Below are 25,890 nucleotides of genomic sequence, written 5' to 3'. Positions count from 1 at the left end.
TCGCACCAATTGTACACAATCACCCAGCCTTCGCACTAAGAACCTGCAATACGTTGGTCAGCGCGGCATCAGGTTGTTCGCTATCCAGCCAGTGAACATCCTCCCAACCTCGCAGCCAGGTCATCTGGCGCTTTGCCAACTGCCGGGTCGCGCAAATCCCCCGATAAACCATTTCATCGTAATCGATCTCGCCAGCTAAAAATGACCACATCTGGCGATAACCCACACAACGAATGGAAGGCATATCCGTATGCAAATCACCTCGTGCATAAAGTGCCCGAGCCTCCGCTTCAAATCCTGACGCCAACATTTGTTCAAAACGCAGCGCAATCCGCTGATGTAGCAGTGCGCGATTATCGGGTGCAATCGCGAACTGCGCCACATCGTAAGGCAGCGCTTCACCTGCTGTTTTCGTCAGTTCCGTTAAAGTTTTACCTGAAATAAAAAAAACTTCCAGTGCTCGCGAGAGTCTCTGGGGATCATTCGGATGAATACGACTCCCCGCAATGGGATCTATTTCACATAACTGACGATGAAGAGAATCCCAACCCTCTTCACTCGCCTTTTGCTCAATACGCTGGCGCACCTCAGGATCGGCCGGGGGCAACGGCGATAATCCTTCCAGTAGCGCCTTGTAGTAGAGCATGGTGCCACCAACAAGCAGCGGGATTTTCCCGCTTTCGGTAATTTCAGCCATTTCACGCAGGGCATCACGGCGAAACTCTGCTGCTGAGTACGCTTCCGCAGGATCGCGGATGTCCAGTAAACGATGAGGCGCAAGCCGCCGTTCTTCGGCAGAAGGCTTGGCTGTGCCAATGTCCATTCCCCGATAAATCAGCGCGGAATCGACGCTTATCAGCTCTACCGGCAAATGTTGACGCAAAGCAATCGCCAGCGCCGTCTTGCCAGAGGCCGTTGGCCCCATCAAAAATATTGCCTTTGGCCGGCCAGCCTTAGAAGTTTCACTCATGCTTCAGGGCGTTCATCGCCTGTTCTATATCGACGTACTGCAATAATCCAGAAGGTGGCGATTTAATCAGCTGTGGGCAAAGCCTTTCGACCTCGGCCAGCAGCGCAATCGCCTGCGAGTGATTCCAGTGCAGATGATCGGCGGTGGAATGACGTGCAATCCACTGCGCCACCTGTGTTGCAGAGGCATCAGTCTGTCCGGCGAGATAGCCTAACAGGTCTGGAATCAAGTTTTGTAAATTTTGTTGCCGTAAAGGTAAAGGCACCGCGCGCAGGGTCACATGTTGACCGTCAGCTTGCAGCTCAATGCCCATCTGTATGAGCAGCTCTGCGTACTGACTAATCACATCGCGCTCGGACTTCGCGACCTTCATGCGCACCGGAATCAATAACGGCTGGGGTTTGAGTCCCTCCTGCCCCGGCTCCAGCTGCGCCTGTTTCAGCCAACGGCTGGCTGTAGGCAACGAAATCAGGGCCAGGCGTTCCCGGGCTTCTACCAGCGCAAAATCATTATTGAAGACCGTCAATACCCGGCCAAAACTTTGGCTGTGAGCGCTGAGAGGCGCCTCTTCCTTGCGTGGTAATTCAGGGGCCATTTCCTGCGCACGTGGCGGCTCAGGCGTCCGCAGAAGCTGCTGATAAGCCGCCCCTTCTTTTTTCTGATACACCGGCTCCTGTCGCTGCCAGGCACCCGGCGATGCCCTGCCCGTGCCGTCACCGCGCAGATTAGTCTGCGAAGAAGAAGAGGCTGAACGGGTATCGTTTACGGGGGCAGGCGACGAGAAGTGATTGCCACCGGCTGCCGGTCTGTTGGCAGGCTGCCAGCGTTCCACGGGCGTTTCTTCCGCAGAGGCAGGCAGCGTTTCTGCACCGGTTTCCTGTAGCACACTCACCACGCCCTGATAGATAAAGTCATGAACCAGACGGGACTGATGGAAGCGCACTTCATGCTTCGCCGGATGGACATTTACATCAACCTGATGCGGGTCGATTTCCAGATAAAGCACATAGGCGGGCTGATGATCGTCGCCGAGCTTATCCTGATAAGCCTGGCGAATAGCATGATTAATCAGCCTGTCGCGCATCATTCGGCCATTCACGTAGCAGTATTGCAGCTCGCTAACCGCGCGTGAACCTGCCGGATCGGCAACCCAACCGCGCAGGCTGAGATCGCCATGCTGCCACTCAATGGCCAGGGCGTGCGTAAGAAAAGCCGTGCCGCAGATAGAACCCAGGCGGCGTTCACGTTGAGTGGTATCGCTGACACCGCGATACTGGCGTATCAGCTTGCCGTTATGCGTTAGTGAGAAAGCCACATCAAACCGCGCCAGCGCGATGCGCCGGATAATTTCATCAATATGATTAAATTCGGTTTTCTCGGTGCGCATGAATTTGCGTCTGGCGGGCGTGTTGTAGAAGAGATCCAGCACTTCCAGCGTGGTTCCCACCGGATGAGCCGCCGGTTTGACCGTCACGTCCATTTCCCGCCCTTCAGCATAGGCCTGCCAGGCTTCCGTTTGCGCTTCCGTACGGGAAGTCAGCGTCAGACGTGAAACCGAGCTGATACTGGCCAGCGCTTCACCGCGAAATCCCAGACTGACGATGGCTTCGAGATCGTCAAGGCTGGTAATTTTGCTGGTGGCATGGCGAGCCAGCGCCATTGCCAGCTCGTCTTTGCCGATCCCGCTGCCGTTATCGCGGATGCGGATGAGTTTAGCGCCGCCTTTATCGATCTCAATATCAATCCGTGTGGCGCCAGCATCCAGACTGTTTTCAACCAGTTCTTTCACCACCGACGCCGGGCGTTCCACCACTTCGCCCGCAGCAATCTGGTTAGCGAGCTGAGGAGGCAAGACCTGAATCGGCATAAAGAATCCTTGTGATTTAAGAAGTTGGAATGGTCAGCGTCTGTCCTAACATGACGTTTTGCGATTTCATCCTGTTCGCCTGCATGATGGCTTTTGGACTCACGCCGTAATGCACAGCAATGGCCGTTAGCGAATCTCCGCGTACCACTTTATGGCGAGTTGGCCTGCTTCTGCTGGCACTGGCGCTGGCCTGCTGGCTGCTGGCGTTAGCAGGCACCTTAAGGCGCTGACCGACCCAGACCACATCTCTCTTCAACGCGTTCATCGAGCGCATCATCGCCATACTTACGCCATAGTGGGCCGCAATGCCAGACAGGGTTTCGCCTCGTTTAACCACATGACGCGTTACTGCGCCAGAATATTGCGTCTCTGCCGGAGCCGGATTCGGTTGCACATCAACCGCCGTTGCGGACTGCAACGGTCGGTTTTCCTCCTTTGGGATAGCTTGTAGCGGGTGCGCCAGGAAGTAGTTACGGAGTCCTTTATAAATCGACTCGGCAATCTTCTGCTGGTAAGCGCTACTGCCAAGCAGTCGCTCCTCCGAAGGATTACTGATAAAGCCGGTTTCCACCAGCAGGGATGGAATATCCGGCGAGCGTAATACGCCCAGGCTGGCATGTTCCGGACGGCGCTTATGTAACGATCCGACGCGCTGTAACTGCGCGATAACTTTCACCGCCACGTCATAGCCCACTCGCTGCGAATGACCGAATTGCAGGTCAAGTACCGCCTGACTGAGATAAGGATCGGCCTGGCTGTTGGCCAACAGGTCGCCTGCGCCACCTAACAGCTCGGACTGTTTCTCATGCTGTTCCAGCCAGCCTGCCATTTCGCTATTCGCACGACGGTTAGACAGCACCCAGACGGAAGCGCCTGACGCGCTGCGGTTTGGTGCCGCATCCGCATGGATAGAGACCAGCAGATTGGCGTTCTGTTTACGCGCCACATCTGAACGGCCCATAACAGAAATAAAATAGTCACCATCACGCGTCATTACGCCTTTGAACATGGGATCGGCGTTCAGCAACGCTTTCAGCTTGCGGGCAATCGCAATGGTGACGTTTTTCTCTTTCAGCCCACGTGCGCCAATGGCACCGGGATCCTGACCGCCATGTCCGGCATCGATAGCAACAATCACTGCCTCGTTGACCGAACGCGTTCCCAGCCCCGGCACCGCAACCTCGTTGCCACTGCTGACGGCGGTCACGGTGTTACCTTTAAACGGATTGTCGGCGGGTACGGAAGGCTCCGATCGTGAAGCCGTGCTGATTTGCGCTCTCGCTGGCGCAGGCCTTGCCGCTTGTTTGCCTTCAATAGTGAAGACAACATTGTAGCTATTGCCATTACGCTGCGTAGAAGCGCGGGTTTTGCCCTGCTGCGTCAGCTCAAAGACCAGCCGAATACTCTGACTGTCTTTCGGCTGGCTGGAGCGAATACGCTTAACCAAATTGTTACCGCTAAAGGTTAGCGGTAATCCTCTGACCACGCCGCTTTGCCGAATATCCAAAACCACGCGCTCAGGATTATGCAGCGGAAAGAAACCATAAACCGGCTGGCCACCAAAGCTCAGCGTGACGGTCGCTTTGTCATCGCCGTTAGAAACCTGAATATCTGACAGGTTAGCCGCGAGGCTGGAAAAAGAAGAAACTAACAGCGCCAGCAGCAGCCCAAACTTCATGCGCAACATTATTAAAGACCCTTTTCCATAACCATGCGCTGAAGCATCGATTCACCGGCAACCGAACAAGCGGTGATGTCCGCTTGCCGCGCTTTTCCCTGATAGCTCAGATGGAGTTCTATATCCGGCTCAGGCAGAACGCCCTCGCCCTTTTGCGGCCATTCGACCAGACAAATACAGTCGCCGCTGAAATAATCACGGATACCCATGAATTCCAGCTCTTCCGGATCGGCAAGCCGATAAAGATCAAAATGATAGATCCGACGCTCTGGCAGGACATAAGGCTCGACCAGGGTGTAAGTCGGGCTTTTCACGTTTCCCTGATGACCCAGCGCCTGGAGAAATCCCCGGCTGAAGGTGGTTTTTCCCGCCCCCAAATCACCATAGAGATAGAGTGTTGCCGCGCCGTCACAGGCGCGGGCCAGGCTGGCTCCCAGAGCAAGGGTGGCAGCCTCATCGGACAATGCTATTACACAGGTCTTCATTCTTTTCTATTCAGGATCTCTGGATTGACAAACAGATACAGCTCGGAAAACAGATCGGTCGCTAACATTCCACGTGTACCAACGCGTTGTGATACTGCTTCGGCTGCGGCACCATGGGCTACGCAACCGGCACAGGCAGCATCATACAGCGAGAGCTTCTGCGCTAACAAACTCCCAATAATACCTGAAAGCACGTCGCCCATTCCGCCGGTCGCCATGCCCGCATTGCCGACATCGGCGATGGCAAGCGCATCCGACTCGCTGGCGATAAGCGTACCCGCCCCTTTCAGTACCACTACGCCGCCATATTGCTGCGCCAGGCGTTGGGCTGAGTGTAAGCGATCGCTCTCAATTTCACTGGTCTTTACATTCAACAAGCGAGCGGCTTCACCCGGATGAGGCGTAATAATGCGATTTTGACGTTTATCGTTGTTGATTGCCAGTAGGTTAAGCGCATCTGCATCCCAAAGCATCGGTTTCTGCGAGCTTTCCACTTTTTTCAGGGCTTTTTTCCCCCATTCGCCCTGACCCAGCCCAGGTCCAATCACAATCACATCCGCCCATTCCAGCGCCCGATCGACGGCTTCATCAGTCAACTCCTGCACCATAAGTTCAGGACGCGCGGTCAATAACGGAGAAAGGTTATCTTTGTGAGTGAGTACTCGCACCAATCCTGCTCCTGCACGTAGTGCGGCTTCTCCGGTCATACGGATCGCGCCTGCCGTACCGTGATCGCCCCCGATAATCACCAGCTTGCCATGATCGCCTTTATGGGAAGTGGGCTTTCGGGGCTTGAGCCAGCCGGACAGCGCAGAAGCATCGTAGCGAGCAATCGGCGCGTCCTGCCCGCTCAGCCAGGGATCCAGGCTCAGGGCATGAAAATGCAGCTGGCCAACGTAATCGCGGGCTTTGCCCGTCAGCAGGCCCGGTTTAAGGGCGATAAAAGTTAACGTATGTTCTGCTGAGATAACTTCGCCGGGAGCTGTACCGTTAGCAGCCACTAACCCAGAAGGTATATCGATGGCGAAAACTGGCGCCGTGTGCGCGTTCGCTTTTGCGATCAGCTGCTGGTAAGGCGCTTTAGGCGCGCTGTTTAAGCCTGTTCCCAGCAGCGCATCCACAATAATATCAACCTGCTCCGGCCACAGGGCGGAAGGCTCGTGAATGTCGCCCCCTGCATTCAGCCAGGCTTCGCGTGCCTGCTGCGCCTCGTCTGGCAGCGGTTTTGCGCCTTCACAAGCGATTACCGTTACGTTCAGTCCGGCCGACTGCGCAAGGCGTGCAACAATAAAGCCATCCCCACCGTTATTGCCATGACCGCAGAGGATCAGCCAGTGCTGCTTTTCCGGCCAGATCGCGCGAATGCGATGAAAGGCGGCTTCCCCTGCGCGCTGCATCAGCTCAAACAGCGTGATGCCAAGCGCATCGGCCCCATCGCGTTCCAGTTGCGCCATCGCCTCTACAGGCCAGACAGAATAGGGTAAACTGGTCGGGTTATTTAGCGGGTTCAGGTTTTTCATGTCGCATCCTCTCGATCTTTCTCAATTTGCCCTGGATATTAAACAATGGGGGCTGGAGCTCGGCTTCCAACAGGTGGGTATCGCCGATACCGATCTCAGCCTGGAAGAACCGCGCCTGCAGGCGTGGCTGGACAAACAGTATCATGGTGAAATGGACTGGATGGCCCGGCACGGCATGATGCGTGCGCGTCCCCATGAACTGCTGCCCGGCACGCTGCGGGTTATTAGCGTTCGCATGAACTATCTCCCCGCCAAAGCGGCCTTTGCCAGTACGTTAAAAAATCCGCAGCTGGGCTATGTCAGCCGCTATGCGCTGGGGCGTGATTACCACAAAGTATTGCGCAATCGCCTGAAAAAGCTCGGAGATAAAATTCGTGAGCGCTGTGAGGAGGCGGAATTCCGTCCTTTCGTCGATTCCGCGCCGGTGCTTGAAAGGCCGCTGGCCGCGAAGGCTGGCCTTGGCTGGACCGGCAAACATTCGCTGATCCTCAATCGTGAAGCCGGGTCATGGTTTTTTCTTGGCGAGTTGCTGATTAACCTTCCTTTGCCGGTCGATTCACCGCAGGAGGAACAGTGTGGCCGCTGCGTCGCCTGCATCACAACCTGTCCCACCGGCGCAATTGTCGAACCTTATACCGTGGACGCCAGGCGCTGCATTTCCTACCTGACCATTGAGCTGGAAGGCGCTATCCCGGAAGAATTTCGGCCGTTAATCGGCAACCGCATTTATGGCTGTGATGACTGCCAGCTAATTTGCCCGTGGAATCGCTATGGTCAGCTTACCGATGAGGACGATTTCAGCCCTCGCGCCGTGCTACATGCACCGCCTTTAGCCGATCTTTTTGTCTGGGATGAAGCGAAATTTTTGCGCGTGACGGAAGGGTCGGCAATCCGCAGGATTGGACATCTGCGCTGGCTGAGGAATATCGCGGTAGCTTTGGGCAACGCCCCGTGGTCGGCTGAAAACGTGGCCGTGCTCACCGCCAGAAAAGGCGAGAACGCGATGCTGGATGAGCATATTGACTGGGCGCTGGCTCGGCAGCTGGAAAAACGGGCTGAAAACGCCGTTGAAATCCAAAGCGGGCAACAAAAGCGTCTGGTTCGATCGATAGAAAAGGGTTTGCCAAGGGATGCATAAACGAGCAACAACGCCTTCACATCATCTTGCTAAAGTTTTCCACATGCTGTGCATAAAATTAAAAAGCTGTTGTCATTCAAACGTCACAGAAAGCACAAGCGATCCAGATAACATTTTGACATATTATTATATGCAGTAATAACAGCGAGTTACATAAGACGCAAAATCTTTCGCTGTTTCTTTTGCCAAATAACGGGCAGGCGTAATCTGTGGATAACTCTGTTGAGGAATATCCAGGGGAGGTCAAAAAAAGCGAAGCACAGCATCAGACGCGCTGTGGATAAGTTATTTTGAATACCAGGGTATGTCGTAATTTGGAGCGGGAAACGAGACTCGAACTCGCGACCCCGACCTTGGCAAGGTCGTGCTCTACCAACTGAGCTATTCCCGCTGAGGAAGTGCATCATCAATAAGTCGCTTAACCTTCTTAACTTATTGATTTTTAAGGCTATCTTCTTTTCAGAAGCCTAAGTGGGTGCGATTATGGACTTATCAAAGCCTGATGACAAGTTTTTTTTCCATTAAACTGCACGATAAACAGCTTTACTGAACGCGTCTGGCCTTTGTCACGCGGGCCTTGCCGTCGTCTTCAGATCCGCGTTTAGCTGGCATTCGCCTCTGATCAAATAATCCTTACACCCCTTCCCACTTCCTGTAGCAGGATGAAGAATAGTTCATTTTTCGAACTCGGTGTAAATTTTGCTCAAAGGCGGCTTTTTTCCGTCTGTACCGAGGGTGATAACGGGCATATCCGCTGTGACACAGAAGGTCTGCGTTATATCAAAAAAGCGGAAGTGTTAGCGAATCGCTATAGGTTATCGACTAAGTCAGGAGCAAAAAAGAAAACCGGAGGTGAAAAATTGGAGCGGGAAACGAGACTCGAACTCGCGACCCCGACCTTGGCAAGGTCGTGCTCTACCAACTGAGCTATTCCCGCTTGGGTGGTGCAGTACATCAAATCATTTTGGAGCGGGAAACGAGACTCGAACTCGCGACCCCGACCTTGGCAAGGTCGTGCTCTACCAACTGAGCTATTCCCGCTTGGGTGGTGCAGTACATCTAAATCATTTTGGAGCGGGAAACGAGACTCGAACTCGCGACCCCGACCTTGGCAAGGTCGTGCTCTACCAACTGAGCTATTCCCGCTCTGCGTAACGATCAAAAAACTCTACCGGTACGGGGTGCGAATTATACGAGAAAAGAGACTCGCTGCAAGCCCGTAAACGCAAAAATTTTATATTCACCGCTCAACTGCCGATAAAAGCGGCACAATGCTAGTTTTATCGGCAAAAACGGACAAATCTTGCGTTTGCGGCGGCAGATAAGATTTTTCATCGCCTGGAGACAGAGCAAAACACGTCGGTGCTTTGCATCCAACGGCCCGCAATCTTACAGCTGAATGAAATGTTCGCGGTAGTAAGCCAGTTCTGCCACCGATTCGCGAATGTCATCCATAGCCTGATGCGTGCCCTGCTTTTTAAAGCCCGGCAGGATTTCTGGCTTCCAGCGACGCGCCAGTTCTTTCAGCGTGCTGACGTCAAGATAGCGATAATGGAAGTAAGCTTCCAGTTCCGGCATGTACTTAAACAGGAAGCGGCGATCCTGGCCGATACTGTTACCGCAGATTGGCGAGCTGTTGGCCGGCACCCATTTTTTTAAGAACTCAATGGTCGCCAGTTCTGCTTTGCGGTCGTCATACTGGCTGGCTTTCACTCTTTCTACCAGGCCGCTATGGGTATGCGTGTTCACATTCCAGTCGTCCATCAGCGCCAGCTGCGCGTCAGACTGATGTACAGCAAACACCGGCCCTTCCGCCAGAATGTTCAGATCGGCATCGGTCACCAGGGTGGCGATCTCAATAATACGATCCTGTTCCGGGTCCAGCCCGGTCATTTCAAGGTCAATCCAAATCAGGTTACTGGCATTTGCAGTCATAGGGATTCTCGCCGTGGCTTATATCATCAAACATAAGGGTGTATCATAAACGTTTTGCCCTGTCAGGGCGAAGCCTGCCAAGCCGTGAGAGGAAGAGTGAGCAAAAACAAACTATCCAAAGGTCAGCAACGTCGCGTTAGTGCCAACCACGATCGTCGCCTGAAACAGCGCGCCGACAAGCCAGAACCCGATGACAGCCTGTTTGGCGAGGCACGGGACGGCGTGGTGATCAGCCGTTTTGGCATGCACGCCGATGTGGAAGATGCGGATGGTAGCGTTCACCGCTGTAATATCCGCCGCACAATTCGTTCGCTGGTGACAGGCGATCGCGTACTGTGGCGACCAGGCGTTCAGGGCGGCGCGACCGTCAAAGGCATTGTCGAAGCGGTGCATGAGCGCACGTCGGTACTGACTCGCCCCGATTTTTACGACGGCGTAAAGCCAATTGCGGCAAATATCAACCAAATCTTTATTGTTTCCGCCATTTTGCCTGAGCTTTCGCTGAATATTATCGATCGCTACCTGGTGGCGAGCGAAACGCTGGATGTTGAGCCGCTGCTGGTTCTCAACAAAACGGATCTGCTGGATGAAGCAGGCCAGGCGTTTGTTGATGAGCAAATGGCGATTTATCGTAAAATCGGTTATCGCGTGGTGATGGTTTCCAGCCAGCGCAAGCAGGGTCTGGCTGACCTGGAGGCCGCGTTAATCGGTCGAATCAGCATTTTTGCCGGTCAGTCTGGCGTGGGTAAATCGAGCCTGCTTAATGCCCTGCTGGGCCTTGAGCTGAGCGCCAATGAGATCCTGACCAACGACGTCTCGGACGTTTCGGGTCTTGGCCAGCATACGACCACCGCAGCCCGCCTTTACCATTTCCCAACCGGCGGCGATATTATCGATTCCCCGGGGGTCCGTGAATTTGGTTTGTGGCATCTGGAACCGGAACAAATTACCCGTGGATTTGTCGAATTCCGTAAGTTTTTAGGTTACTGCAAATTCCGCGACTGCAAACATGATACCGATCCGGGCTGCGCGATCCGCGAAGCCGTAGAACAAGGTGAGATCGATGTTACCCGTTTTGAGAGCTATCACCGCATCCTGGACAGCATGTCAGATATGCAGCTCAAAATGCGTCGCAGCTTTTCTGAAAACAATGACTAACCGTTGCCGCCCCGCTTTGTGGGCGGCATAGCTTGCATAGCCGTGCACTGCTACACTCCGCACCCCTAATTTTGATCTGAAAGCCAGGAGGCTACTGTGTTGGATCGTCTTAAACTCGGCCTGAACGCCATTTTACCTAAGAAAGGCCTGACCGAACTGGCTGGCTGGGGCGCCAGCAAGCGCGCAGGCTGGCTGACTAAAGCCGTTATCGACGTTTTTGTCTGGTTCTACAAAGTCGATATGAAAGAGGCGCAGAAGCCGGATACCACGAGCTACCGTACCTTTAACGATTTCTTCGTGCGTCCACTGCGCGACGATGCCCGTCCGATTGAAAAAGATCCTAACCTGCTGGTGCTGCCAGCCGATGGCGCAATCAGTCAGCTTGGCCATATAGAAGGCGATCAAATCTTCCAGGCGAAAGGCCATACCTATTCGCTGGAAGCGTTGCTGGCAGGGAATGCGGCGATGAGCGAGATGTTCCGTGACGGTGAGTTTGTGACCACCTATCTGGCACCACGCGACTATCACCGCGTGCATATGCCTTGTAACGGTATTCTGCGTGAAATGATTTACGTGCCGGGCGACCTCTATTCGGTCAACCCGCTAACGGCACAAAATATCCCGAACCTGTTTGCCCGTAACGAGCGTGTTATTTGCCTGTTTGATACCGAGTTTGGCCCAATGGCGCAAATTCTGGTGGGCGCAACTATCGTTGGCAGCATTGAAACCAGCTGGGCCGGTACTATTACGCCACCGCGTGAAGGCGTAATTAAGCGCTGGAGCTGGCCGGGCGCGGATGCAGAGGGTTCGGTCGTGCTGTTAAAAGGGCAGGAAATGGGCCGCTTTAAGCTGGGTTCAACGGTGATCAATCTGTTTGCATCAGGCCAGGTCAAACTGGCAGAAAGCCTGACGCCGGAAACGAAAACGCGTCTGGGTCAGACGCTGGCCATTGCACTGCAAAAAACCAGTGCAGAAGAAGTTTTACATCATCCATAGTAGATAAGCATGTTACGCCTGATTATACCTTTCTTACTGGGCTGGGCTTTGCTCCAGCCCGCCTGGGCCGCCAGCGCACCGGATACCGCGCAGATCAAACAGGCCCTTGACGCGGCGAAGTCGGATAAAGATACGCCGAATCAGGCGGAAACTATAGATGCTCTACAAACCACGCTGAACTGGCTGGATGAGCAGCAGAAGTCGCTGAACAACACCCGTGATTATCAGCAAATCATTGATGATTTTCCGCAGATCTCGCGCGAGCTTCGCCAGCAGATGGCTGCGCTGGCTGACAATCCTAAAACCGTTCGCAGCACCATGACGGCCGCAGAGCTGGATCAGGAAATCCTTCAGGTTAGCAGCCAGCTGCTGGAAGAAGGCCGTCAGTCTCAGCAGGAGCAGGATCGGGCCAGAGAAATCAGCGATTCGCTTGCTCAGCTTCCCCAGCAGCAGACCGATGCACGACGTGCCTTAAATGAAATCGAACGTCGTCTGCAAGGTCAACCTTCGCCCGCGACTCCGCTGGCTCAGGCACAGCTTGCTGCCCGCCAGGCCGAATCGGCGGCGCAGAAAGCGCGGGTTGATGAACTGGAACTCGCCCAGCTTTCCGCCAACAACCGTCAGGAGCTGGCGCGGATGCGTGGCGAAATCCACCAGCGCAAGGCAGGCCAGCTTGATGCTTATCTTCAGGAATTACGTAATCAGCTGAACAGTCGCCGTCAACACGAGGCGGAGCAGGCGCTGGAGAAAACCGAGCAGCTGGCGGAAAACAGCGGCGAACTGCCGCTGAACATCAGCAAACAGTTTCGCGTTAACCGTGAACTCTCTGCCGCGCTGAACCAGCAGGCTCAACGCATGGATCTGGTCGCTTCACAGCAGCGTACGGCGGTCAACCAGACGATTCAGGTTCGTCAGGCGCTAAGTACCATACGCGAACAGTCGCAGTGGCTGGGCGTGTCTAACGTACTGGGCGAAGCTTTACGGGCTCAGGTCGCCCGCCTGCCGGAAATGCCAAAGCCTCAGCAGCTGGATAGCGAAATGGGTCAGTTGCGGGTACAACGCCTGCACTATGAGGATCTGCTTGAACATCAGCAGCAGCTGCGTCAAATCAGGCAGGATGACGGTACGCCGTTAACGGCCGATCAGCGTAAAATTCTGGAAGCTCAGCTCAAAACGCAGCGGGAGCTGATCGGTTCTTTGCTTTCAGGCAGCGATAATCTGATCCTCGAAGTGACCAAGCTGAAGGTCGCCAACGGCCAGCTCGAAGATGCGCTGAAAGAAGTCAAAGAGGCGACTCACCGCTATCTGTTCTGGACGGCAGATGTCAGCGCGCTGCATCTCAGTTTCCCGCTCGATCTGGTGCGCGATCTGAAAAGCCTGCTGTCATTGGATACGCTGGGGCAAATGGCCGGCGCGCTGGTCATGATGTTTACCAGCCGTGAAACCGTGTTGCCGATTCTTGGTGCCCTGCTGCTGGTGGGTTTCAGCCTCAGTTCTCGTCGTCATTACCGTGATTTTCTCAATCGTTCGGCCAGCAAGGTGGGCAAGGTCACGCAGGATCGTTTCGGCCTGACGGTTCGTACCGTCTTCTGGTCAATTCTGGTCGCCCTGCCGCTGCCCGTATTGTGGATGGCGCTGGGCTACGGTCTTCAGCACGCCTGGCCTTATCCGATTGCTGTGGCGATTGGCGATGGCGTCACCGCGACCGTGCCGCTGCTCTGGGCCTTTATGATCAGTGCCGGGTTCGCTCGCTCCAAAGGTCTGTTTATCGTCCATTTTCGCTGGCAACAGAATCGGGTCGCGCGCGCAATGCGTTTTTATACCCTGTGTATCGGCTTTGTCGTGCCGCTGATTATGCTGCTAATCGGCTTCGATAATCTTGACGATCGGCAGTTTTCAGCCACCCTGGGAAGGCTCTGCTTTATCCTGATTTGCGGTGCGCTGAGCCTTGTTACGGTAAGCCTGAAACGCGCGGGCATTCCGCTTTATCTCGATAAAGAAGGCAATGGCGAAAACTTTGTCACGAATCTTTTATGGAACCTGATGATCGGCATTCCGCTGATTGCCGCGCTGGCTTCCTGCATTGGTTATCTGGCGACTTCTCAGGCGCTGCTGGCAAGGGTGGAAACCTCACTGGCCATCTGGTTCCTGCTGCTGGTCATCTACCATATTATCCGCCGCTGGATGCTGATCCAGCGCCGTCGCATCGCTTTTGATCGTGCCCGCAACCGGCGTGCCGATATCCTTGCACAACGTGCTAAAGGTGAAGAAGACGCTACGGCCACGCAAAACAACTCGGAAGCGCAGGAAGTTGACGAACCGGTTATCGATCTGGATGCCATCAGCGCCCAGTCGCTGCGGCTGGTGCGTTCTATCCTGACGCTTATTGCGCTGGTTTCGGTGATTGTGCTGTGGTCGGAAATCCACTCGGCCTTTGGCTTCCTGGAAAACATCAGGCTGTGGGATGCCAGCACCACGGTGCAGGGCGTGGAGAGCCTGCAGCCGATTACGCTCGGATCGGTACTGATTGCTATTTTAGTGCTGATTATCACCACGCAGCTGGTGCGAAACATGCCCGCGCTGTTGGAGCTGGCGCTGCTTCAGCATTTAAATCTGACCCCCGGCACCGGCTATGCCATCACCACGCTGACGAAATACACGCTGATCCTGGTCGGCGGACTGGCCGGTTTTTCCATGATTGGCGTCGACTGGTCAAAACTACAATGGCTGGTCGCCGCGCTGGGTGTGGGATTAGGTTTTGGCTTGCAGGAGATCTTCGCTAACTTTATCTCTGGCCTGATTATTCTGTTCGAAAAGCCGATTCGTATTGGCGATACCGTGACGATCCGCGATTTGACGGGCAGCATCACCCGAATCAACACGCGTGCCACCACGATTACCGACTGGGATCGCAAAGAGATCATCGTGCCGAACAAGGCCTTTATCACCGAGCAGTTTATTAACTGGTCACTGTCAGATTCGGTCACGCGCGTCGTGCTGACGATTCCGGCAGCGGCAGAAGCCAATAGTGAAGAAGTCACCAACGTGCTGTTAGCCGCGGCAAAACGCTGTCAGTACGTGTTGGAAACCCCACAACCGGAAGCCTATCTGGTCGATCTGCAACAGGGCATCCAGCTCTTTGAGCTGCGTATTCACGCCGCAGAAATGGGCCATCGCATGCCGTTGCGTCATGAACTGCATCAGCAGATCCTGCGCGGTTATCAGGAGCACGGTTTGGAAATGCCTTTCCCACCTTTCCAGGTCCGGATGGAAACGTTGGGCCGAAAGACACCCGCTGGCAATGGCGCGCCTGCGGCACGGACCTATAAGTCTGGGGGATTGTAAGCAGCAGGCTCAGGAGCAGCAGTATGGGTTCCTGAGCCTGTCGGCGGCCAGTCTGATGGGAATCAGCAGCGTCCAACCGGGAAAGCAATCACTTCACTCAGCGCTGACGCGTTCAGCGCCAGCATCACAATGCGATCTACGCCAAGCGCCACGCCAGAACAATCCGGCATGCCATGAGCCAATGCATCCAGCAGATAAGTATCAATCGGCTGCTGTGGCAGGCCACGAGCGGCGCGCTTACGGTTATCCTGTTCAAAGCGCTGGCGCTGTTCGCGGCTGTCAGTCAGTTCGCGGAAACCATTAGCCAGCTCAATCCCTTTGAAATACACCTCAAAACGCTCGGCCACCCGGTGATCTTCGGTGCTGATCTCGGCTAGCGCGGCCTGACTGGCCGGGAAGTGATACACGAAGGCCGGCTTATCTTTACCAATCAGCGGCTCCACGCCCACCACGAACAGCAGCTGTAACAGCGTGTCGCGATCTTCTTCCCGGTTCGCCAGATCGCCGACGCCCAGTTTATCCGCCGCTTCACGCAGCTGAGCTTTGTCCGCAGAGAGCGGGTCTATCTCCAGATGGCGGATAAAGGCCTGCTGATAAGAGAGCGTTTCCGCCGCTCCGCATTCCAGCACCTGCTGTAGCAGATCGTCTACCTCATTCATCAGCCGGTACATATCATAATGCGGGCGATACCATTCCAGCATGGTGAATTCAGGGTTGTGGTGACGGCCCGCTTCTTCATTACGGAAGCTGCGACAAAGCTGGAAAATCGGGCCACTGCCCGCAGCAAGCAGCCGCTTCATGTGATATTCCGGGCTGGTCATCAGATAAAGATCCATCCCCTGGGCGGCACCAGGGCCGACGAAGCGCGTCTGAAAAGGAAACAGATGGATATCGGTCACCGTAGCCTGGCTCATCGCCGGGGTTTCGACTTCCAACACCCCACGATCGGCAAAAAAGCGCCGGATTTCCGCCATGATCGCCGCCCGTTTCAATAAATTGCTAATCGGGGCGCTGGGCTGCCAGCTGGCCGTATCGCTCATAATTTGTACTCCTAATCACACAGGGTGAAGCAGTCTACCCGACCCGGCCCGGACAAACAAACCTGCACAGATAAAATAGATGGCCCGGTTTATCTGCAAGGTGATATGCCTTTCCAGCCCGTTAAAAAAACAGCAGTCCGCAGCGCGTTTTGCTGTTTATTTCTCACTCAAATACCTGAGCATATCAAGTTTAGCCCCGATAGCCGGTTTTATACTGAGGCTCCTGAAAACTGAGGAATCCCCTCATCCAGCCTGACAGGGAGAACACCGTGCAAACCTTTACTGCCGATCTGGTGATAGTCGGCGCAGGCGGCGCAGGAATACGTGCCGCCATCGCCGCTGCTGAAGCCAACCCCGCCCTTTCTATCGCCCTTGTTTCCAAAGTTTATCCCATGCGCAGCCACACCGTGGCGGCTGAAGGCGGGTCGGCCGCCGTGAGCCAGGCCCATGACAGCTTCGACCTCCACTTTCATGACACCGTTTCCGGCGGTGACTGGCTGTGTGAGCAGGATGTGGTAGATTACTTCGTTCAGCATTGCCCGCAGGAGATGGCGCAGCTTGAAATCTGGGGCTGTCCCTGGAGTCGGCGTCAGGACGGATCCGTCAACGTACGTCGTTTTGGTGGCATGAAGATCGAACGTACCTGGTTCGCTGCGGATAAAACCGGCTTTCATATGCTGCATACGCTGTTCCAGACGTCGCTGAAATATCCGCAGATAACCCGTTTCGATGAGCATTTTGTGCTTGATCTGCTGGTCGATGACGGCGAAGCGCGCGGCCTGATTGCGATGAATATGATGGAAGGCACGCTTATTCAGATACAGGCCAGTGCAGTCGTGCTGGCAACCGGAGGCGCGGGTCGGGTTTATCGTTATAACACCAACGGCGGGATTGTTACCGGAGATGGTATGGGAATGGTGCTGCGCCATGGCGTTCCGCTGCGGGATATGGAGTTCGTCCAGTATCACCCTACCGGCCTGCCAGGTTCCGGCATTTTGATGACGGAAGGCTGTCGGGGCGAAGGCGGCATTATGGTGAATAAAGATGGCTACCGATATTTGCAGGACTACGGTATGGGGCCGGAAACGCCACTCGGCCAGCCGAAAAATAAATATATGGAGCTGGGGCCGCGCGATAAGGTTTCACAAGCATTCTGGCATGAGTCACAAAAAGGCCGCACCATTCATACACCGCGTGGCGAAGTTGTGCATCTGGACCTACGGCATCTGGGTGAGAAAAAGCTGCTGGAGCGGCTGCCGTTTATCTGTGAATTAAGTAAGGCTTACGTCGGCGTCGATCCTGTCACCACGCCCATCCCCATTCGTCCTACGGCGCATTACACCATGGGCGGTATCGAGACTAACGCAGAGTGTGAAACGCGTATCCGTGGGCTGTTTGCCGTGGGGGAATGCTCATCGGTCGGCCTGCACGGCGCTAACCGCCTCGGATCTAATTCGCTGGCAGAACTGGTAGTTTTTGGCCGGCTCGCAGGCGAAAACGCGGCCGCGCGCGCGCTGGAAAACCGTAAAAAACCCGCTTCGCTATTGGATGCTCAGGCGCGTGATTGTGAACAACGGCTGAAAGCGCTGGTTAATCAGCAGGGAGAAGAAAGCTGGTCAACGCTGCGCGATGAAATGGGCATGACTATGGAAGAAGGCTGCGGCATCTATCGCACACCGGAACTGATGCAAACCACCATGGATAAACTGGCAGAGCTGAAAGAGCGCTTTAAACGCGTGCGCATCAGCGATACCTCCAGCGTTTTCAATACCCAACTGCTTTACAGCATTGAGCTGGCGCACGGCCTGAACGTGGCAGAATGCATGGCGCACGCGGCCTTCCAGCGAAAAGAATCGCGCGGCGCTCACCAGCGTCTGGACGAAGGTTGTACCTCAAGAGACGACGCGCACTTCCTTAAGCACTCACTCAGCTACTATCGCGAGCAGGGTGCACCGGAAATCGGCTGGGGTGAGGTGAACATTACCCGTCTGCCGCCGGCAAAACGGGTTTATGGCGCTGAAGGCGAGACGAAGGAGGCAATCCCACATGAGTGAACTACCCCGCTGCAAAATTGAGATCCAACGTTATAATCCGGAAACGGACAGGCTACCCCGTAGCGAATTTTTTGAGGTGCCGTGGGATGAACAAACTTCGCTGTTAGATGCCCTGGGCTATATCAAAGATAATCTCGCTTACGACCTGTCGTTCCGCTGGTCCTGCCGTATGGCCATCTGTGGCTCTTGTGGAATGATGGTCGATAATATTCCCAAACTGGCCTGCAAAACCTTCCTGCGTAACTATCCAAAAGGGATGCGCGTCGAGCCGCTGGCTAATTTTCCCGTTGAACGGGATCTGATTGTCGATATGACCCGCTTTATTGAAAGCCTTGAAGCGATCAAGCCCTGGATTATCGGCAACACGCGCGCACCACAAGACGGCCCCAACGCGCAGACCCCGGCGCAAATGGCGAAATATCACCAGTTTTCAGGCTGCATCAACTGTGGCCTTTGCTACGCCGCCTGCCCGCAGTTTGGGCTGAACCCGGAATTTATTGGCCCCGCCGCCATCACGCTGGCGCACCGCTATAACCTGGATAGCCGCGACCGGGGGAAAAAACAGCGCATGCCCCAGCTGAACGGTGAAAACGGCGTTTGGCCCTGCACCTTTGTTGGGTTCTGCTCAGAGGTTTGCCCGAAACATGTCGATCCCGCCGCCGCCATCCAGCAAAGCAAAGTGGAAAGCGCGAAAGACTTTTTGATTGCCAGTCTCAGGCCGCAATAAGGAGCGATCCGATGACCACCAAACGTAACGCTTATCATCCCCCGGTTGCCGCTAACTGGTGGCAAAAATCCTCTTTCTACCGCTTTTATATGCTGCGTGAAGCGACGGCCATCCCGGCACTGTGGTTTAGCCTGGAATTAATCTTTGGCCTGTTTGCGCTTAAAAACGGCGCGGAAAGCTGGGCCAGTTTCGTCGCTTTTTTACAGCATCCTGTCGTGCTGTTACTGAATGTCCTGGCGCTGGCAGCCTCGCTGCTGCACAGCAAAACCTGGTTTGAACTGGCACCCAAAGCCTCGGTTATCGTTATTGGGGATAAAAAGCTGTCGCCCGCGCCGGTGATCAAAGGGTTATGGGTTGTCATGATTCTGGTCAGCCTTGCACTCCTGGCCGCGTTTTTTCTTTTACAGAGGTAACTATGCAAACGAAAAATACTCGCTCTGACGAACCGATTTTTTGGTCGCTTTTTGGCGCGGGCGGCATGTGGGCGGCAATCGTCTCGCCGGTTGTTGTGCTGCTTACAGGTATTTTACTGCCGCTGAGCGTGGGCAAATCATCCGCTTTTAGTTTTGAGCATCTGCAAAGCCTTGCACAGTCTTTGACTGGCCGTGGCTTTTTGTTTCTGGCGATTGTGATGCCCATCTGGTGCGCGCTTCACCGGCTCCATCATGGCATGCACGATTTGAAACTGCATATTCCAGCCAGTAAGTGGGTTTTTTACGGCTTCGCCGCGATCCTGACCGTGGTTACGGCTATCGGCATTCTAACCTTGTGACAGTCGGTTATTATCAGGCGGCAATATGCCGCCTGCGCAAAACGCGCCTATACTTAAGCTGTTCAAATGAAAAGGAATCGCTTATGTCTCTCTGGAAAATGCTGGCCGCAGGTGCCGGCGCCCTTCTCTCCGTCGCCTGTAGCACTACGCCGCCGAAAGGCGTCACGCCCATCGAAGGCTTTAACGCCGATCTTTATTTAGGCAGCTGGTACGAAATCGCCAGGCTGGATCACCGCTTCGAACGCGGCCTCGATCATGTAACAGCAACCTATAGCAAACGTGACGACGGTGGCCTTAAGGTCGTCAATCGTGGTTTCAACGTGAAGAAACAGCGCTGGCAGGAAAGTATCGGTAAAGCGTACTTTACGGGGTCGCCAAGCCAGGCGGCACTAAAAGTCTCGTTCTTCGGCCCTTTCTACGGTGGGTATAACGTTATTGCGTTAGACAACGCTTATCAGCACGCGCTGATATGTGGCCCGAACCGTGATTATCTGTGGATCCTGTCGCGGACGCCGCAGATCGATAACAGCGTGAAAGAGGAATTGACGGCGAAAGCCCGTCAGGCGGGGTTTGATGTCACTAAGCTGATTTGGGTAAAACAGACGTGATCAGGGCCGGTGCCAGAGCACCGGCACACCGTTTACTGAGCGCTTCTTTGAATTGCCTGGCCGCCGGCTGACACGTCTTCACCTACGCCACGCGTGGTGTTACAGGCGGTAAGCACGGATGAAAGCACCAGAACAGAAAGGATTGAGACAATACTTTTCTTTAACATAACCATGTCCTTTTTAGTAGAAGTAAAGTACAGCGTTTTAAGCATAGCCGTAATTCAGCCGGATGCTTCTGCAACCTTACTCAGGACATCGTAAAGAAAGAAAAATTAGCTGGCTGCGTGTGAAATTGCGCCGCCCAGGTGCTGGACGTCTTCACCAAAACCGTGAAACGTATTGCAGGCGCTCAGTGAGCTGGTCATTAATAAGGCAACAGCAATGAGCTTAACCCAGTTAATCATTTACTCAGGCTCCATCAGGGAACAGGGCCTGAAACCAGGCCCATAAGTGGTTATTTTACGCGAGAAACGTATTCACCCGAACGGGTATCCACTTTGATCACTTCGCCGATCTGTACGAACAACGGAACTTTAACCACGGCACCGGTAGACAGCGTTGCTGGCTTGCCGCCGGTTCCTGCGGTATCACCTTTCAGGCCTGGATCGGTATCAACGATTTCCAGCTCAACAAAGTTTGGCGGTAACACCTGAATCGGTTTGCCGTTCCACAGCGTCACGATACACTCTGCATTATCCAGCAGCCATTTCGCTGCATCACCCACGGTTTTCTCTTCAACAGGGTGCTGTTCAAAAGTTTCCGGATGCATGAAGTGGTAGAACTCACCGTCGTTGTACAGGTAGTTCAGGTTAGTATCTACTACGTCAGCACCTTCAGCAGAATCGGTAGATTTGAAGGTTTTCTCAACACGGGTACCGGTCAGCAGACGGCGCATTTTAACGCGTGCGAAAGCCTGGCCTTTACCTGGTTTAACGAACTCGCTGGATTCGATAGCGTAAGGTTCGCCTTCGAACATGATTTTAAGACCGGGACGGAAATCGTTGCTAGAATAAGTCGCCATAAAGGCCCTCTACAATTTAATACTGGTACTTAGCCAAAAAAATGGCACACATTGTAACCCTAAATAACCCTTCGCGAGAAGAATGGTTGCATCAACTTGCAGATGTAATCACCGATCCAAATGAATTACTGCAACTTTTAGGCCTCGATTCGCACCCGGCGCTGGCGGCGGGCGCTGAAGCTCGTCGTCTTTTTGCCCTGCGCGTGCCCAGAGCCTTTGCGTCCAGAATGCAAAAAGGCGATCCGCAAGATCCGCTCCTGCTACAGGTCATCACCCAAAGCCAGGAATTTGTTGATGCACCGGGTTACAGTACCGATCCGCTTGATGAGCAGAGCAGCGTTGTGCCGGGTCTGTTACATAAATATCGTAATCGCGCGCTGCTGTTAGTCAAAGGTGGCTGCGCCGTCAATTGCCGCTACTGTTTCCGCCGCCATTTTCCTTACTCTGATAATCAGGGCAACAAGCGCAACTGGCAGCAGGCCCTGGAGTATATCCGACAGCAGCCAGAACTGGATGAGATTATTTTCTCTGGTGGCGACCCATTGATGGCAAAAGACAGCGAACTGGACTGGCTGATTAGCGAACTGGAACAGATCCCGCATCTGAAACGTCTGCGCATCCACAGCCGTTTGCCAGTTGTAATCCCTGCGAGGATCACCTCCGCGCTCTGCCAGCGTCTGGCGCAATCGCGTCTGCAAACGCTGCTAGTCACGCACATCAACCATGCTCAGGAAATTGGCGACGAGCTGCGAGAGGCCATGCAGCAGCTAAAACGCGCCGGCGTCATGTTGTTAAACCAGAGCGTCTTGCTGCGCGGAATCAATGATAATGCGGTGACGTTGGCTGCGTTGAGTAATGCGCTGTTTGATGCGGGGATTCTGCCTTACTACCTGCACGTGTTGGATAAGGTTCAGGGTGCAGCCCATTTCTATGTCTCTGATGAGCAGGCCAGAGCGATAGTTCGGGAGCTATTGCGTCGGGTTTCCGGCTATATGGTGCCAAAGCTGGCAAGAGAAATTGGGGGCGAGCCAAGCAAAACGCCGCTGGATTTGCAGCTGCGTCAGGAATAGCGATCGTTTGCCGTGGCTGGTCCCGCAGGCCCTGTAATCCTGATGATACCAGGGTGAGAAAACATCTGAGGTAAAAGCAGGCATACAGGGAGGATTATCCTCCGCTGTATGCCGGGCGAGCTGGCTGATGAACAATGCTTTCAGCCGGCGGTCAGGACACTATCATTTTTCGTTTTTATGCCTGCGGGCACTTGTAAACCTGACCGCTCATCTTGCTGTCCAGCGGTGCCAGACTTGACCAGATATTCTGGGTCGGGCTGGTTGCGCCATAAATAACATTGCCGCCCATTTCTGCGGCGCGATTGCGCAGATCGTTTGCTGCACCACGCAGCGAACTGCTTTCGCCGCCGCCTGCTCCGCTGAACCAGTTACTCTGTGAACCCGTGAGGTTCCCCAGCAGCTGGCACTGGCTGGCGGGTTGTTGGTCGGTAAAAGTCACTCGTTCACCCGCCGAACTGAGCGTTGTCGAGGTGCTACAGCCCACCAGCAGCGTTGCCGCTACAGAAAGTCCCAGCAAGACGTTAATCCGCATTTTAATCCCCATTATTGTCATCAGAGCTATCCCTGATCGTACCGAAAGTCCAGGTAAACCTCTCAACATCTGCTGCCGGGCAGCCGAAAAAATGTTTTCCCGGTGAGTTCTTGCGCCCTTACTTATACTATTTTCCCCCAAAAAAGAAAAACCCCCTGTCAGAGACAGAGGGTTTTCTTTCAAACGGTGGGGGGATTACATCATGCCGCCCATACCACCCATGCCGCCCATGCCGCCGCCAGCGCCTAAGTCTGGAGCGTCGCCTTTCGGCAGGTCAGTCACCATACATTCGGTGGTGATCATCAGGCCAGCAACGGATGCCGCGTACTGCAGAGCAGAACGGGTCACTTTAGTTGGGTCCAGGATACCGAAGTCGATCATGTTGCCGTACTCTTCGGTCTGCGCGTTGTAACCGTAGTTACCTTCGCCAGCTTTCACCATGTTGGCCACTACAGAAGGCTCTTCACCGGCGTTAGAAACGATCTGACGCAGTGGAGATTCCATCGCGCGCAGCGCAACTTTGATGCCCACGTTCTGGTCTTCGTTCTGACCAGTCAGGCCAGCCAGTACCGCAGCAACGCGCACCAGCGCAACGCCACCACCAGCAACAACGCCTTCTTCTACCGCAGCACGGGTAGCGTGCAGGGCATCTTCAACGCGCGCTTTTTTCTCTTTCATCTCAACTTCAGTTGCTGCGCCCACTTTCAGTACGGCTACGCCGCCTGCCAGTTTAGCGACGCGCTCCTGCAGTTTTTCACGATCGTAATCAGACGTTGCTTCTTCAATCTGCTGACGGATCTGAGTCACACGGCCAGAGATAGTGGCTTCTTCACCCACGCCATCGATGATGGTGGTGGTGTCTTTGTTGATCACAACGCGTTTCGCCTGGCCCAGGTCTTCCAGCGTTGATTTTTCCAGCTCCATACCGATCTCTTCAGAGATAACGGTACCACCGGTCAGAACCGCGATGTCCTGTAGCATAGCTTTACGACGGTCGCCGAAGCCAGGTGCTTTAACCGCAGCCACTTTAACGATGCCGCGCATGGTGTTCACCACCAGGGTCGCCAGCGCTTCGCCTTCAACATCTTCAGCGATGATCAGCAGTGGTTTGCCTGCTTTCGCAACGGCTTCCAGCACTGGCAGCATTTCACGGATGTTGGAGATTTTTTTGTCAGCCAGCAGGATGAATGGTGATTCCAGCTCTACTGCGCCCGTTTCTGGCTTGTTGATGAAGTAAGGAGACAGGTAGCCGCGATCGAACTGCATACCTTCAACCACGTCCAGCTCGTCCTGCAGGCCGGTGCCTTCTTCAACGGTGATTACGCCTTCTTTGCCGACTTTTTCCATTGCCTGAGCAATCAGTTCGCCCACGGTTTCATCGGAGTTAGCAGAGATGGTACCAACCTGAGCGATAGCTTTAGAGTCGGAGCAAGGAACGGAGAGTTTTTTCAGTTCTTCAACCGCAGCGATAACCGCCTGGTCGATACCGCGCTTCAGATCCATCGGGTTCATGCCCGCCGCGACGGCTTTCAGGCCTTCGGTGATGATGGACTGTGCCAGTACGGTCGCAGTAGTCGTACCGTCACCCGCAGCGTCGTTCGCTTTAGAGGCAACTTCTTTAACCATCTGCGCGCCCATGTTTTCGAACTTGTCTTCCAGCTCGATTTCACGTGCAACGGAAACGCCGTCTTTAGTGATGGTCGGTGCGCCGAAAGATTTATCCAGCACTACGTTACGGCCTTTTGGACCCAGAGTCACTTTAACTGCATCTGCCAGTACGTTCACGCCACGCAGCATTTTTACGCGTGCGTCATTACCGAATTTTACGTCTTTAGCTGCCATTATCAATATCCCTTAAATTCGTTTCGTTCAGTGAGTTACGCGTAATTACGCTTCAACAATTGCCAGAATGTCGCTTTCAGAAATGATCAGCACTTCCTGGTTGTCGATTTTCTCAGTTTTCGCACCGTAGCCTTCGCTGAAAATAACCAGGTCGCCCACTTTAACGTCCAGTGGTTTCACTTCGCCATTTTCCAGGATACGGCCATTGCCAACAGCCAGCACTTCGCCGCGGGTAGATTTCCCAGCTGCGGAGCCGGTCAGAACGATGCCACCAGCTGATTTAGATTCCACTTCTTTACGCTTGACGATAACACGGTCGTGCAATGGACGAATTTTCATTGATAGCTCTCCTTTGAGAAGTCCAATCAGTCTTTTTGGGATGAACGCCGGGCGTCAGGCGCCGGGCTCGTGACGGAAGAGATAGGGACAGCCAGTAGAGCTTTCAAGGGGGAAAAAATAAAAAATTCTCTTCTGCGTAAAAAACAGACAAATAAGCGCCACCGTTATAACTAAAAAAGTAAAAAGGCGCTCTGAGCGCCTTTATCTTCACTATTCAGTTATATGCAAAAATCAGCGATCGTCGGGGCGATCGTCGTGCTCGATGAGCTTTGAGCCTTTGCGTTCATATTCACCATCAACGGTAACGCCGCTATCCGGGCCTGCACCCGGGCCACGCCACACGCGGATATGCGGCATCAGCTTGAGCATCAGGTACTTTTGCACAGGCGGTAAAAGTAGCAGCAGTCCAAGAAAATCGGTGAAAAAGCCAGGCAACAGCAGCAAAAAGCCTGCCGGGATCAGCGAGACGCTTTTCATCATCTCAGCGGCCGGGCTTTCTCCCGCCGCCATTTTCTGCTGGATGGACATGAAATTTTTCATTCCCTGGTTTTTCACCAGCGAGATGCCAATGCAGGAAGTGAACACCACCAGCAGCAGCGTCAGCAACACACCGAGCACGTGGGCAACCTGAATAAAGAGGCTAATCTCAATCCATGCAAGAATAAATAGTACTAAAAACGGTAACCAACGCACCGCACTCTCCTGTCTGTCCGGGCCATCCCGCCGCAAGCGTGAAGGCGTAAAAGGGATCAAAAAACGATCGTATCTGCTTGAAATGGGCGCCGCGTCAGGG

Annotated in this window: 24 protein-coding genes and 4 tRNA genes; 10 read left to right on the top strand and 18 right to left on the bottom strand. The window is 54.2% G+C overall.

The features are described 5' to 3' along the window. Nucleotides 1–19: 19 nt before the first annotated feature. Genes miaA through nnr form a run of 5 tightly spaced genes read right to left on the bottom strand, consistent with a single transcriptional unit; the run spans nt 20 to nt 6,520 of the window. On the bottom strand, nt 20–970 hold the full coding sequence (gene miaA, locus AAGQ96_RS02075) for a tRNA (adenosine(37)-N6)-dimethylallyltransferase MiaA (RefSeq protein ID WP_147194484.1): 951 nt from the start codon (nt 968–970) through the stop codon (nt 20–22). Beyond that, nucleotides 963–2,837 (bottom strand): DNA mismatch repair endonuclease MutL, encoded by a 1,875-nt coding sequence (gene mutL, locus AAGQ96_RS02070; RefSeq protein ID WP_342754704.1) that lies wholly within the window; start codon nt 2,835–2,837, stop codon nt 963–965. Before mutL ends, miaA begins: the two co-directional genes overlap by 8 nt. 16 nt (nt 2,838–2,853) lie before the next feature. Then, a complete protein-coding gene (gene amiB / locus AAGQ96_RS02065) occupies nt 2,854–4,515 on the bottom strand; it encodes an N-acetylmuramoyl-L-alanine amidase AmiB (protein WP_342755510.1) in 1,662 nt (553 codons plus the stop codon). A gap of 11 nt (nt 4,516–4,526) precedes the next feature. After that, nucleotides 4,527–5,000, bottom strand: a complete 474-nt coding sequence (gene tsaE, locus AAGQ96_RS02060; protein WP_342754703.1) for a tRNA (adenosine(37)-N6)-threonylcarbamoyltransferase complex ATPase subunit type 1 TsaE — start codon at nt 4,998–5,000, stop codon at nt 4,527–4,529. After that, nucleotides 4,997–6,520, bottom strand: a complete 1,524-nt coding sequence (gene nnr / locus AAGQ96_RS02055; RefSeq protein WP_342754702.1) for a bifunctional ADP-dependent NAD(P)H-hydrate dehydratase/NAD(P)H-hydrate epimerase — start codon at nt 6,518–6,520, stop codon at nt 4,997–4,999. Before nnr ends, tsaE begins: the two co-directional genes overlap by 4 nt. Between nnr and queG the strand changes: the two genes are divergently transcribed. Continuing rightward, nucleotides 6,519–7,658, top strand: coding sequence for a tRNA epoxyqueuosine(34) reductase QueG (gene queG / locus AAGQ96_RS02050; RefSeq protein WP_342754701.1), 1,140 nt, complete (start codon nt 6,519–6,521; stop codon nt 7,656–7,658). The two genes, nnr and queG, sit on opposite strands and share 2 nt — an antisense overlap. Before the next feature lie 315 nt (nt 7,659–7,973). Here the strand turns inward: queG and AAGQ96_RS02045 are convergent. The 5 genes from AAGQ96_RS02045 to orn form a co-directional block, all read right to left on the bottom strand. Next, nucleotides 7,974–8,049, bottom strand: a tRNA-Gly gene (locus AAGQ96_RS02045). A gap of 470 nt (nt 8,050–8,519) precedes the next feature. Then, a tRNA-Gly gene (locus AAGQ96_RS02040) sits at nt 8,520–8,595 on the bottom strand. Nucleotides 8,596–8,623: 28 nt separating this feature from the next. Next, nucleotides 8,624–8,699: transfer RNA gene (locus AAGQ96_RS02035), tRNA-Gly, on the bottom strand. A gap of 29 nt (nt 8,700–8,728) precedes the next feature. Continuing rightward, nucleotides 8,729–8,804, bottom strand: a tRNA-Gly gene (locus tag AAGQ96_RS02030). A 243-nt stretch (nt 8,805–9,047) separates the two neighbouring features. Then, nucleotides 9,048–9,593 (bottom strand): oligoribonuclease, encoded by a 546-nt coding sequence (gene orn, locus AAGQ96_RS02025; RefSeq protein ID WP_147194468.1) that lies wholly within the window; start codon nt 9,591–9,593, stop codon nt 9,048–9,050. A gap of 96 nt (nt 9,594–9,689) precedes the next feature. Between orn and rsgA the strand changes: the two genes are divergently transcribed. The 3 genes from rsgA to mscM all read left to right on the top strand — a co-directional run bounded on the left by rsgA (nt 9,690) and on the right by mscM (nt 15,092). Next, entirely contained in the window at nt 9,690–10,751 is a 1,062-nt protein-coding gene (rsgA, locus tag AAGQ96_RS02020) for a small ribosomal subunit biogenesis GTPase RsgA (RefSeq protein ID WP_342754700.1), read from the top strand. A 96-nt stretch (nt 10,752–10,847) separates the two neighbouring features. Continuing rightward, nucleotides 10,848–11,747, top strand: coding sequence for an archaetidylserine decarboxylase (asd, locus tag AAGQ96_RS02015; protein ID WP_342754699.1), 900 nt, complete (start codon nt 10,848–10,850; stop codon nt 11,745–11,747). A gap of 9 nt (nt 11,748–11,756) precedes the next feature. Further along, nucleotides 11,757–15,092 (top strand): miniconductance mechanosensitive channel MscM, encoded by a 3,336-nt coding sequence (gene mscM, locus AAGQ96_RS02010; RefSeq protein WP_342754698.1) that lies wholly within the window; start codon nt 11,757–11,759, stop codon nt 15,090–15,092. Nucleotides 15,093–15,154: 62 nt separating this feature from the next. Here the strand turns inward: mscM and epmA are convergent, their stop codons facing one another. Next, complete coding sequence (epmA, locus tag AAGQ96_RS02005) at nt 15,155–16,132, bottom strand: elongation factor P--(R)-beta-lysine ligase (RefSeq protein WP_147194458.1); 978 nt, start codon at nt 16,130–16,132, stop codon at nt 15,155–15,157. A gap of 269 nt (nt 16,133–16,401) precedes the next feature. Between epmA and frdA the strand changes: the two genes are divergently transcribed. The 5 genes from frdA to AAGQ96_RS01980 all read left to right on the top strand — a co-directional run bounded on the left by frdA (nt 16,402) and on the right by AAGQ96_RS01980 (nt 20,293). Then, complete coding sequence (gene frdA / locus AAGQ96_RS02000) at nt 16,402–18,186, top strand: fumarate reductase (quinol) flavoprotein subunit (RefSeq protein WP_342754697.1); 1,785 nt, start codon at nt 16,402–16,404, stop codon at nt 18,184–18,186. Continuing rightward, a complete protein-coding gene (locus AAGQ96_RS01995) occupies nt 18,179–18,913 on the top strand; it encodes a succinate dehydrogenase/fumarate reductase iron-sulfur subunit (protein ID WP_147194453.1) in 735 nt (244 codons plus the stop codon). The genes frdA and AAGQ96_RS01995 overlap by 8 nt, the downstream gene beginning before the upstream one ends. Before the next feature lie 11 nt (nt 18,914–18,924). Further along, entirely contained in the window at nt 18,925–19,326 is a 402-nt protein-coding gene (gene frdC / locus AAGQ96_RS01990; protein WP_342754696.1) for a fumarate reductase subunit FrdC, read from the top strand. Between the two features lie 2 nt (nt 19,327–19,328). Next, nucleotides 19,329–19,685 (top strand): fumarate reductase subunit FrdD, encoded by a 357-nt coding sequence (frdD, locus tag AAGQ96_RS01985; RefSeq protein ID WP_147194447.1) that lies wholly within the window; start codon nt 19,329–19,331, stop codon nt 19,683–19,685. An 83-nt stretch (nt 19,686–19,768) separates the two neighbouring features. Continuing rightward, a complete protein-coding gene (locus tag AAGQ96_RS01980; protein ID WP_147194444.1) occupies nt 19,769–20,293 on the top strand; it encodes a lipocalin family protein in 525 nt (174 codons plus the stop codon). Nucleotides 20,294–20,325: 32 nt separating this feature from the next. Here the strand turns inward: AAGQ96_RS01980 and AAGQ96_RS01975 are convergent, their stop codons facing one another. The 3 genes from AAGQ96_RS01975 to efp form a co-directional block, all read right to left on the bottom strand. Further along, the gene (locus AAGQ96_RS01975) at nt 20,326–20,460 is read right to left on the bottom strand and encodes an entericidin A/B family lipoprotein (protein ID WP_147194441.1); all 135 of its coding nucleotides are present in this window, start codon (nt 20,458–20,460) and stop codon (nt 20,326–20,328) included. Nucleotides 20,461–20,565: 105 nt separating this feature from the next. Next, nucleotides 20,566–20,697 carry an entericidin A/B family lipoprotein gene (locus AAGQ96_RS01970; protein WP_147194438.1) on the bottom strand — a complete coding sequence of 44 codons (132 nt, stop codon included), beginning with the start codon at nt 20,695–20,697 and terminating at the stop codon, nt 20,566–20,568. A gap of 50 nt (nt 20,698–20,747) precedes the next feature. Then, nucleotides 20,748–21,314: an elongation factor P gene (gene efp / locus AAGQ96_RS01965; protein ID WP_024965921.1), complete on the bottom strand. Its 567-nt coding sequence runs from the start codon at nt 21,312–21,314 to the stop codon at nt 20,748–20,750. A gap of 41 nt (nt 21,315–21,355) precedes the next feature. Between efp and epmB the strand changes: the two genes are divergently transcribed. Beyond that, nucleotides 21,356–22,384 carry an EF-P beta-lysylation protein EpmB gene (epmB, locus tag AAGQ96_RS01960; RefSeq protein ID WP_342754695.1) on the top strand — a complete coding sequence of 343 codons (1,029 nt, stop codon included), beginning with the start codon at nt 21,356–21,358 and terminating at the stop codon, nt 22,382–22,384. Nucleotides 22,385–22,559: 175 nt separating this feature from the next. Here epmB and AAGQ96_RS01955 read toward each other — a convergent pair whose 3' ends face one another. The 4 genes from AAGQ96_RS01955 to AAGQ96_RS01940 form a co-directional block, all read right to left on the bottom strand. Continuing rightward, the gene (locus AAGQ96_RS01955; protein WP_147194432.1) at nt 22,560–22,916 is read right to left on the bottom strand and encodes a DUF4156 domain-containing protein; all 357 of its coding nucleotides are present in this window, start codon (nt 22,914–22,916) and stop codon (nt 22,560–22,562) included. Nucleotides 22,917–23,111: 195 nt separating this feature from the next. Continuing rightward, a complete protein-coding gene (gene groL, locus AAGQ96_RS01950) occupies nt 23,112–24,758 on the bottom strand; it encodes a chaperonin GroEL (RefSeq protein WP_147194429.1) in 1,647 nt (548 codons plus the stop codon). Nucleotides 24,759–24,803: 45 nt separating this feature from the next. Then, nucleotides 24,804–25,097 (bottom strand): co-chaperone GroES, encoded by a 294-nt coding sequence (locus AAGQ96_RS01945; RefSeq protein ID WP_147194426.1) that lies wholly within the window; start codon nt 25,095–25,097, stop codon nt 24,804–24,806. A gap of 231 nt (nt 25,098–25,328) precedes the next feature. Beyond that, nucleotides 25,329–25,790, bottom strand: a complete 462-nt coding sequence (locus tag AAGQ96_RS01940) for an FxsA family protein (RefSeq protein WP_174822348.1) — start codon at nt 25,788–25,790, stop codon at nt 25,329–25,331. Nucleotides 25,791–25,890: the final 100 nt, after the last annotated feature.

Source organism: Pantoea sp. MBD-2R, assembly GCF_039134845.1.
Taxonomy (GTDB): Bacteria; Pseudomonadota; Gammaproteobacteria; order Enterobacterales; family Enterobacteriaceae; genus Erwinia.
This window is presented reverse-complemented; position numbering and strand designations above follow the sequence as displayed.

Bases quoted from the DNA above. Each gene is read 5' to 3' on its own strand.
- miaA (WP_147194484.1), bottom strand. From the start codon at position 970: ATGAGTGAAACTTCTAAGGCTGGCCGGCCAAAGGCAATATTTTTGATG.
- mutL (WP_342754704.1), bottom strand. From the start codon at position 2,837: ATGCCGATTCAGGTCTTGCCTCCTCAGCTCGCTAACCAGATTGCTGCG.
- amiB (WP_342755510.1), bottom strand. From the start codon at position 4,515: ATGAAGTTTGGGCTGCTGCTGGCGCTGTTAGTTTCTTCTTTTTCCAGC.
- tsaE (WP_342754703.1), bottom strand. From the start codon at position 5,000: ATGAAGACCTGTGTAATAGCATTGTCCGATGAGGCTGCCACCCTTGCT.
- queG (WP_342754701.1), top strand. From the start codon at position 6,519: ATGTCGCATCCTCTCGATCTTTCTCAATTTGCCCTGGATATTAAACAA.
- nnr (WP_342754702.1), bottom strand. From the start codon at position 6,520: ATGAAAAACCTGAACCCGCTAAATAACCCGACCAGTTTACCCTATTCT.
- orn (WP_147194468.1), bottom strand. From the start codon at position 9,593: ATGACTGCAAATGCCAGTAACCTGATTTGGATTGACCTTGAAATGACC.
- mscM (WP_342754698.1), top strand. From the start codon at position 11,757: ATGTTACGCCTGATTATACCTTTCTTACTGGGCTGGGCTTTGCTCCAG.
- epmA (WP_147194458.1), bottom strand. From the start codon at position 16,132: ATGAGCGATACGGCCAGCTGGCAGCCCAGCGCCCCGATTAGCAATTTA.
- AAGQ96_RS01995 (WP_147194453.1), top strand. From the start codon at position 18,179: ATGAGTGAACTACCCCGCTGCAAAATTGAGATCCAACGTTATAATCCG.
- frdC (WP_342754696.1), top strand. From the start codon at position 18,925: ATGACCACCAAACGTAACGCTTATCATCCCCCGGTTGCCGCTAACTGG.
- frdD (WP_147194447.1), top strand. From the start codon at position 19,329: ATGCAAACGAAAAATACTCGCTCTGACGAACCGATTTTTTGGTCGCTT.
- AAGQ96_RS01980 (WP_147194444.1), top strand. From the start codon at position 19,769: ATGTCTCTCTGGAAAATGCTGGCCGCAGGTGCCGGCGCCCTTCTCTCC.
- AAGQ96_RS01975 (WP_147194441.1), bottom strand. From the start codon at position 20,460: ATGTTAAAGAAAAGTATTGTCTCAATCCTTTCTGTTCTGGTGCTTTCA.
- AAGQ96_RS01970 (WP_147194438.1), bottom strand. From the start codon at position 20,697: ATGATTAACTGGGTTAAGCTCATTGCTGTTGCCTTATTAATGACCAGC.
- efp (WP_024965921.1), bottom strand. From the start codon at position 21,314: ATGGCGACTTATTCTAGCAACGATTTCCGTCCCGGTCTTAAAATCATG.
- epmB (WP_342754695.1), top strand. From the start codon at position 21,356: ATGGCACACATTGTAACCCTAAATAACCCTTCGCGAGAAGAATGGTTG.
- AAGQ96_RS01955 (WP_147194432.1), bottom strand. From the start codon at position 22,916: ATGCGGATTAACGTCTTGCTGGGACTTTCTGTAGCGGCAACGCTGCTG.
- groL (WP_147194429.1), bottom strand. From the start codon at position 24,758: ATGGCAGCTAAAGACGTAAAATTCGGTAATGACGCACGCGTAAAAATG.
- AAGQ96_RS01945 (WP_147194426.1), bottom strand. From the start codon at position 25,097: ATGAAAATTCGTCCATTGCACGACCGTGTTATCGTCAAGCGTAAAGAA.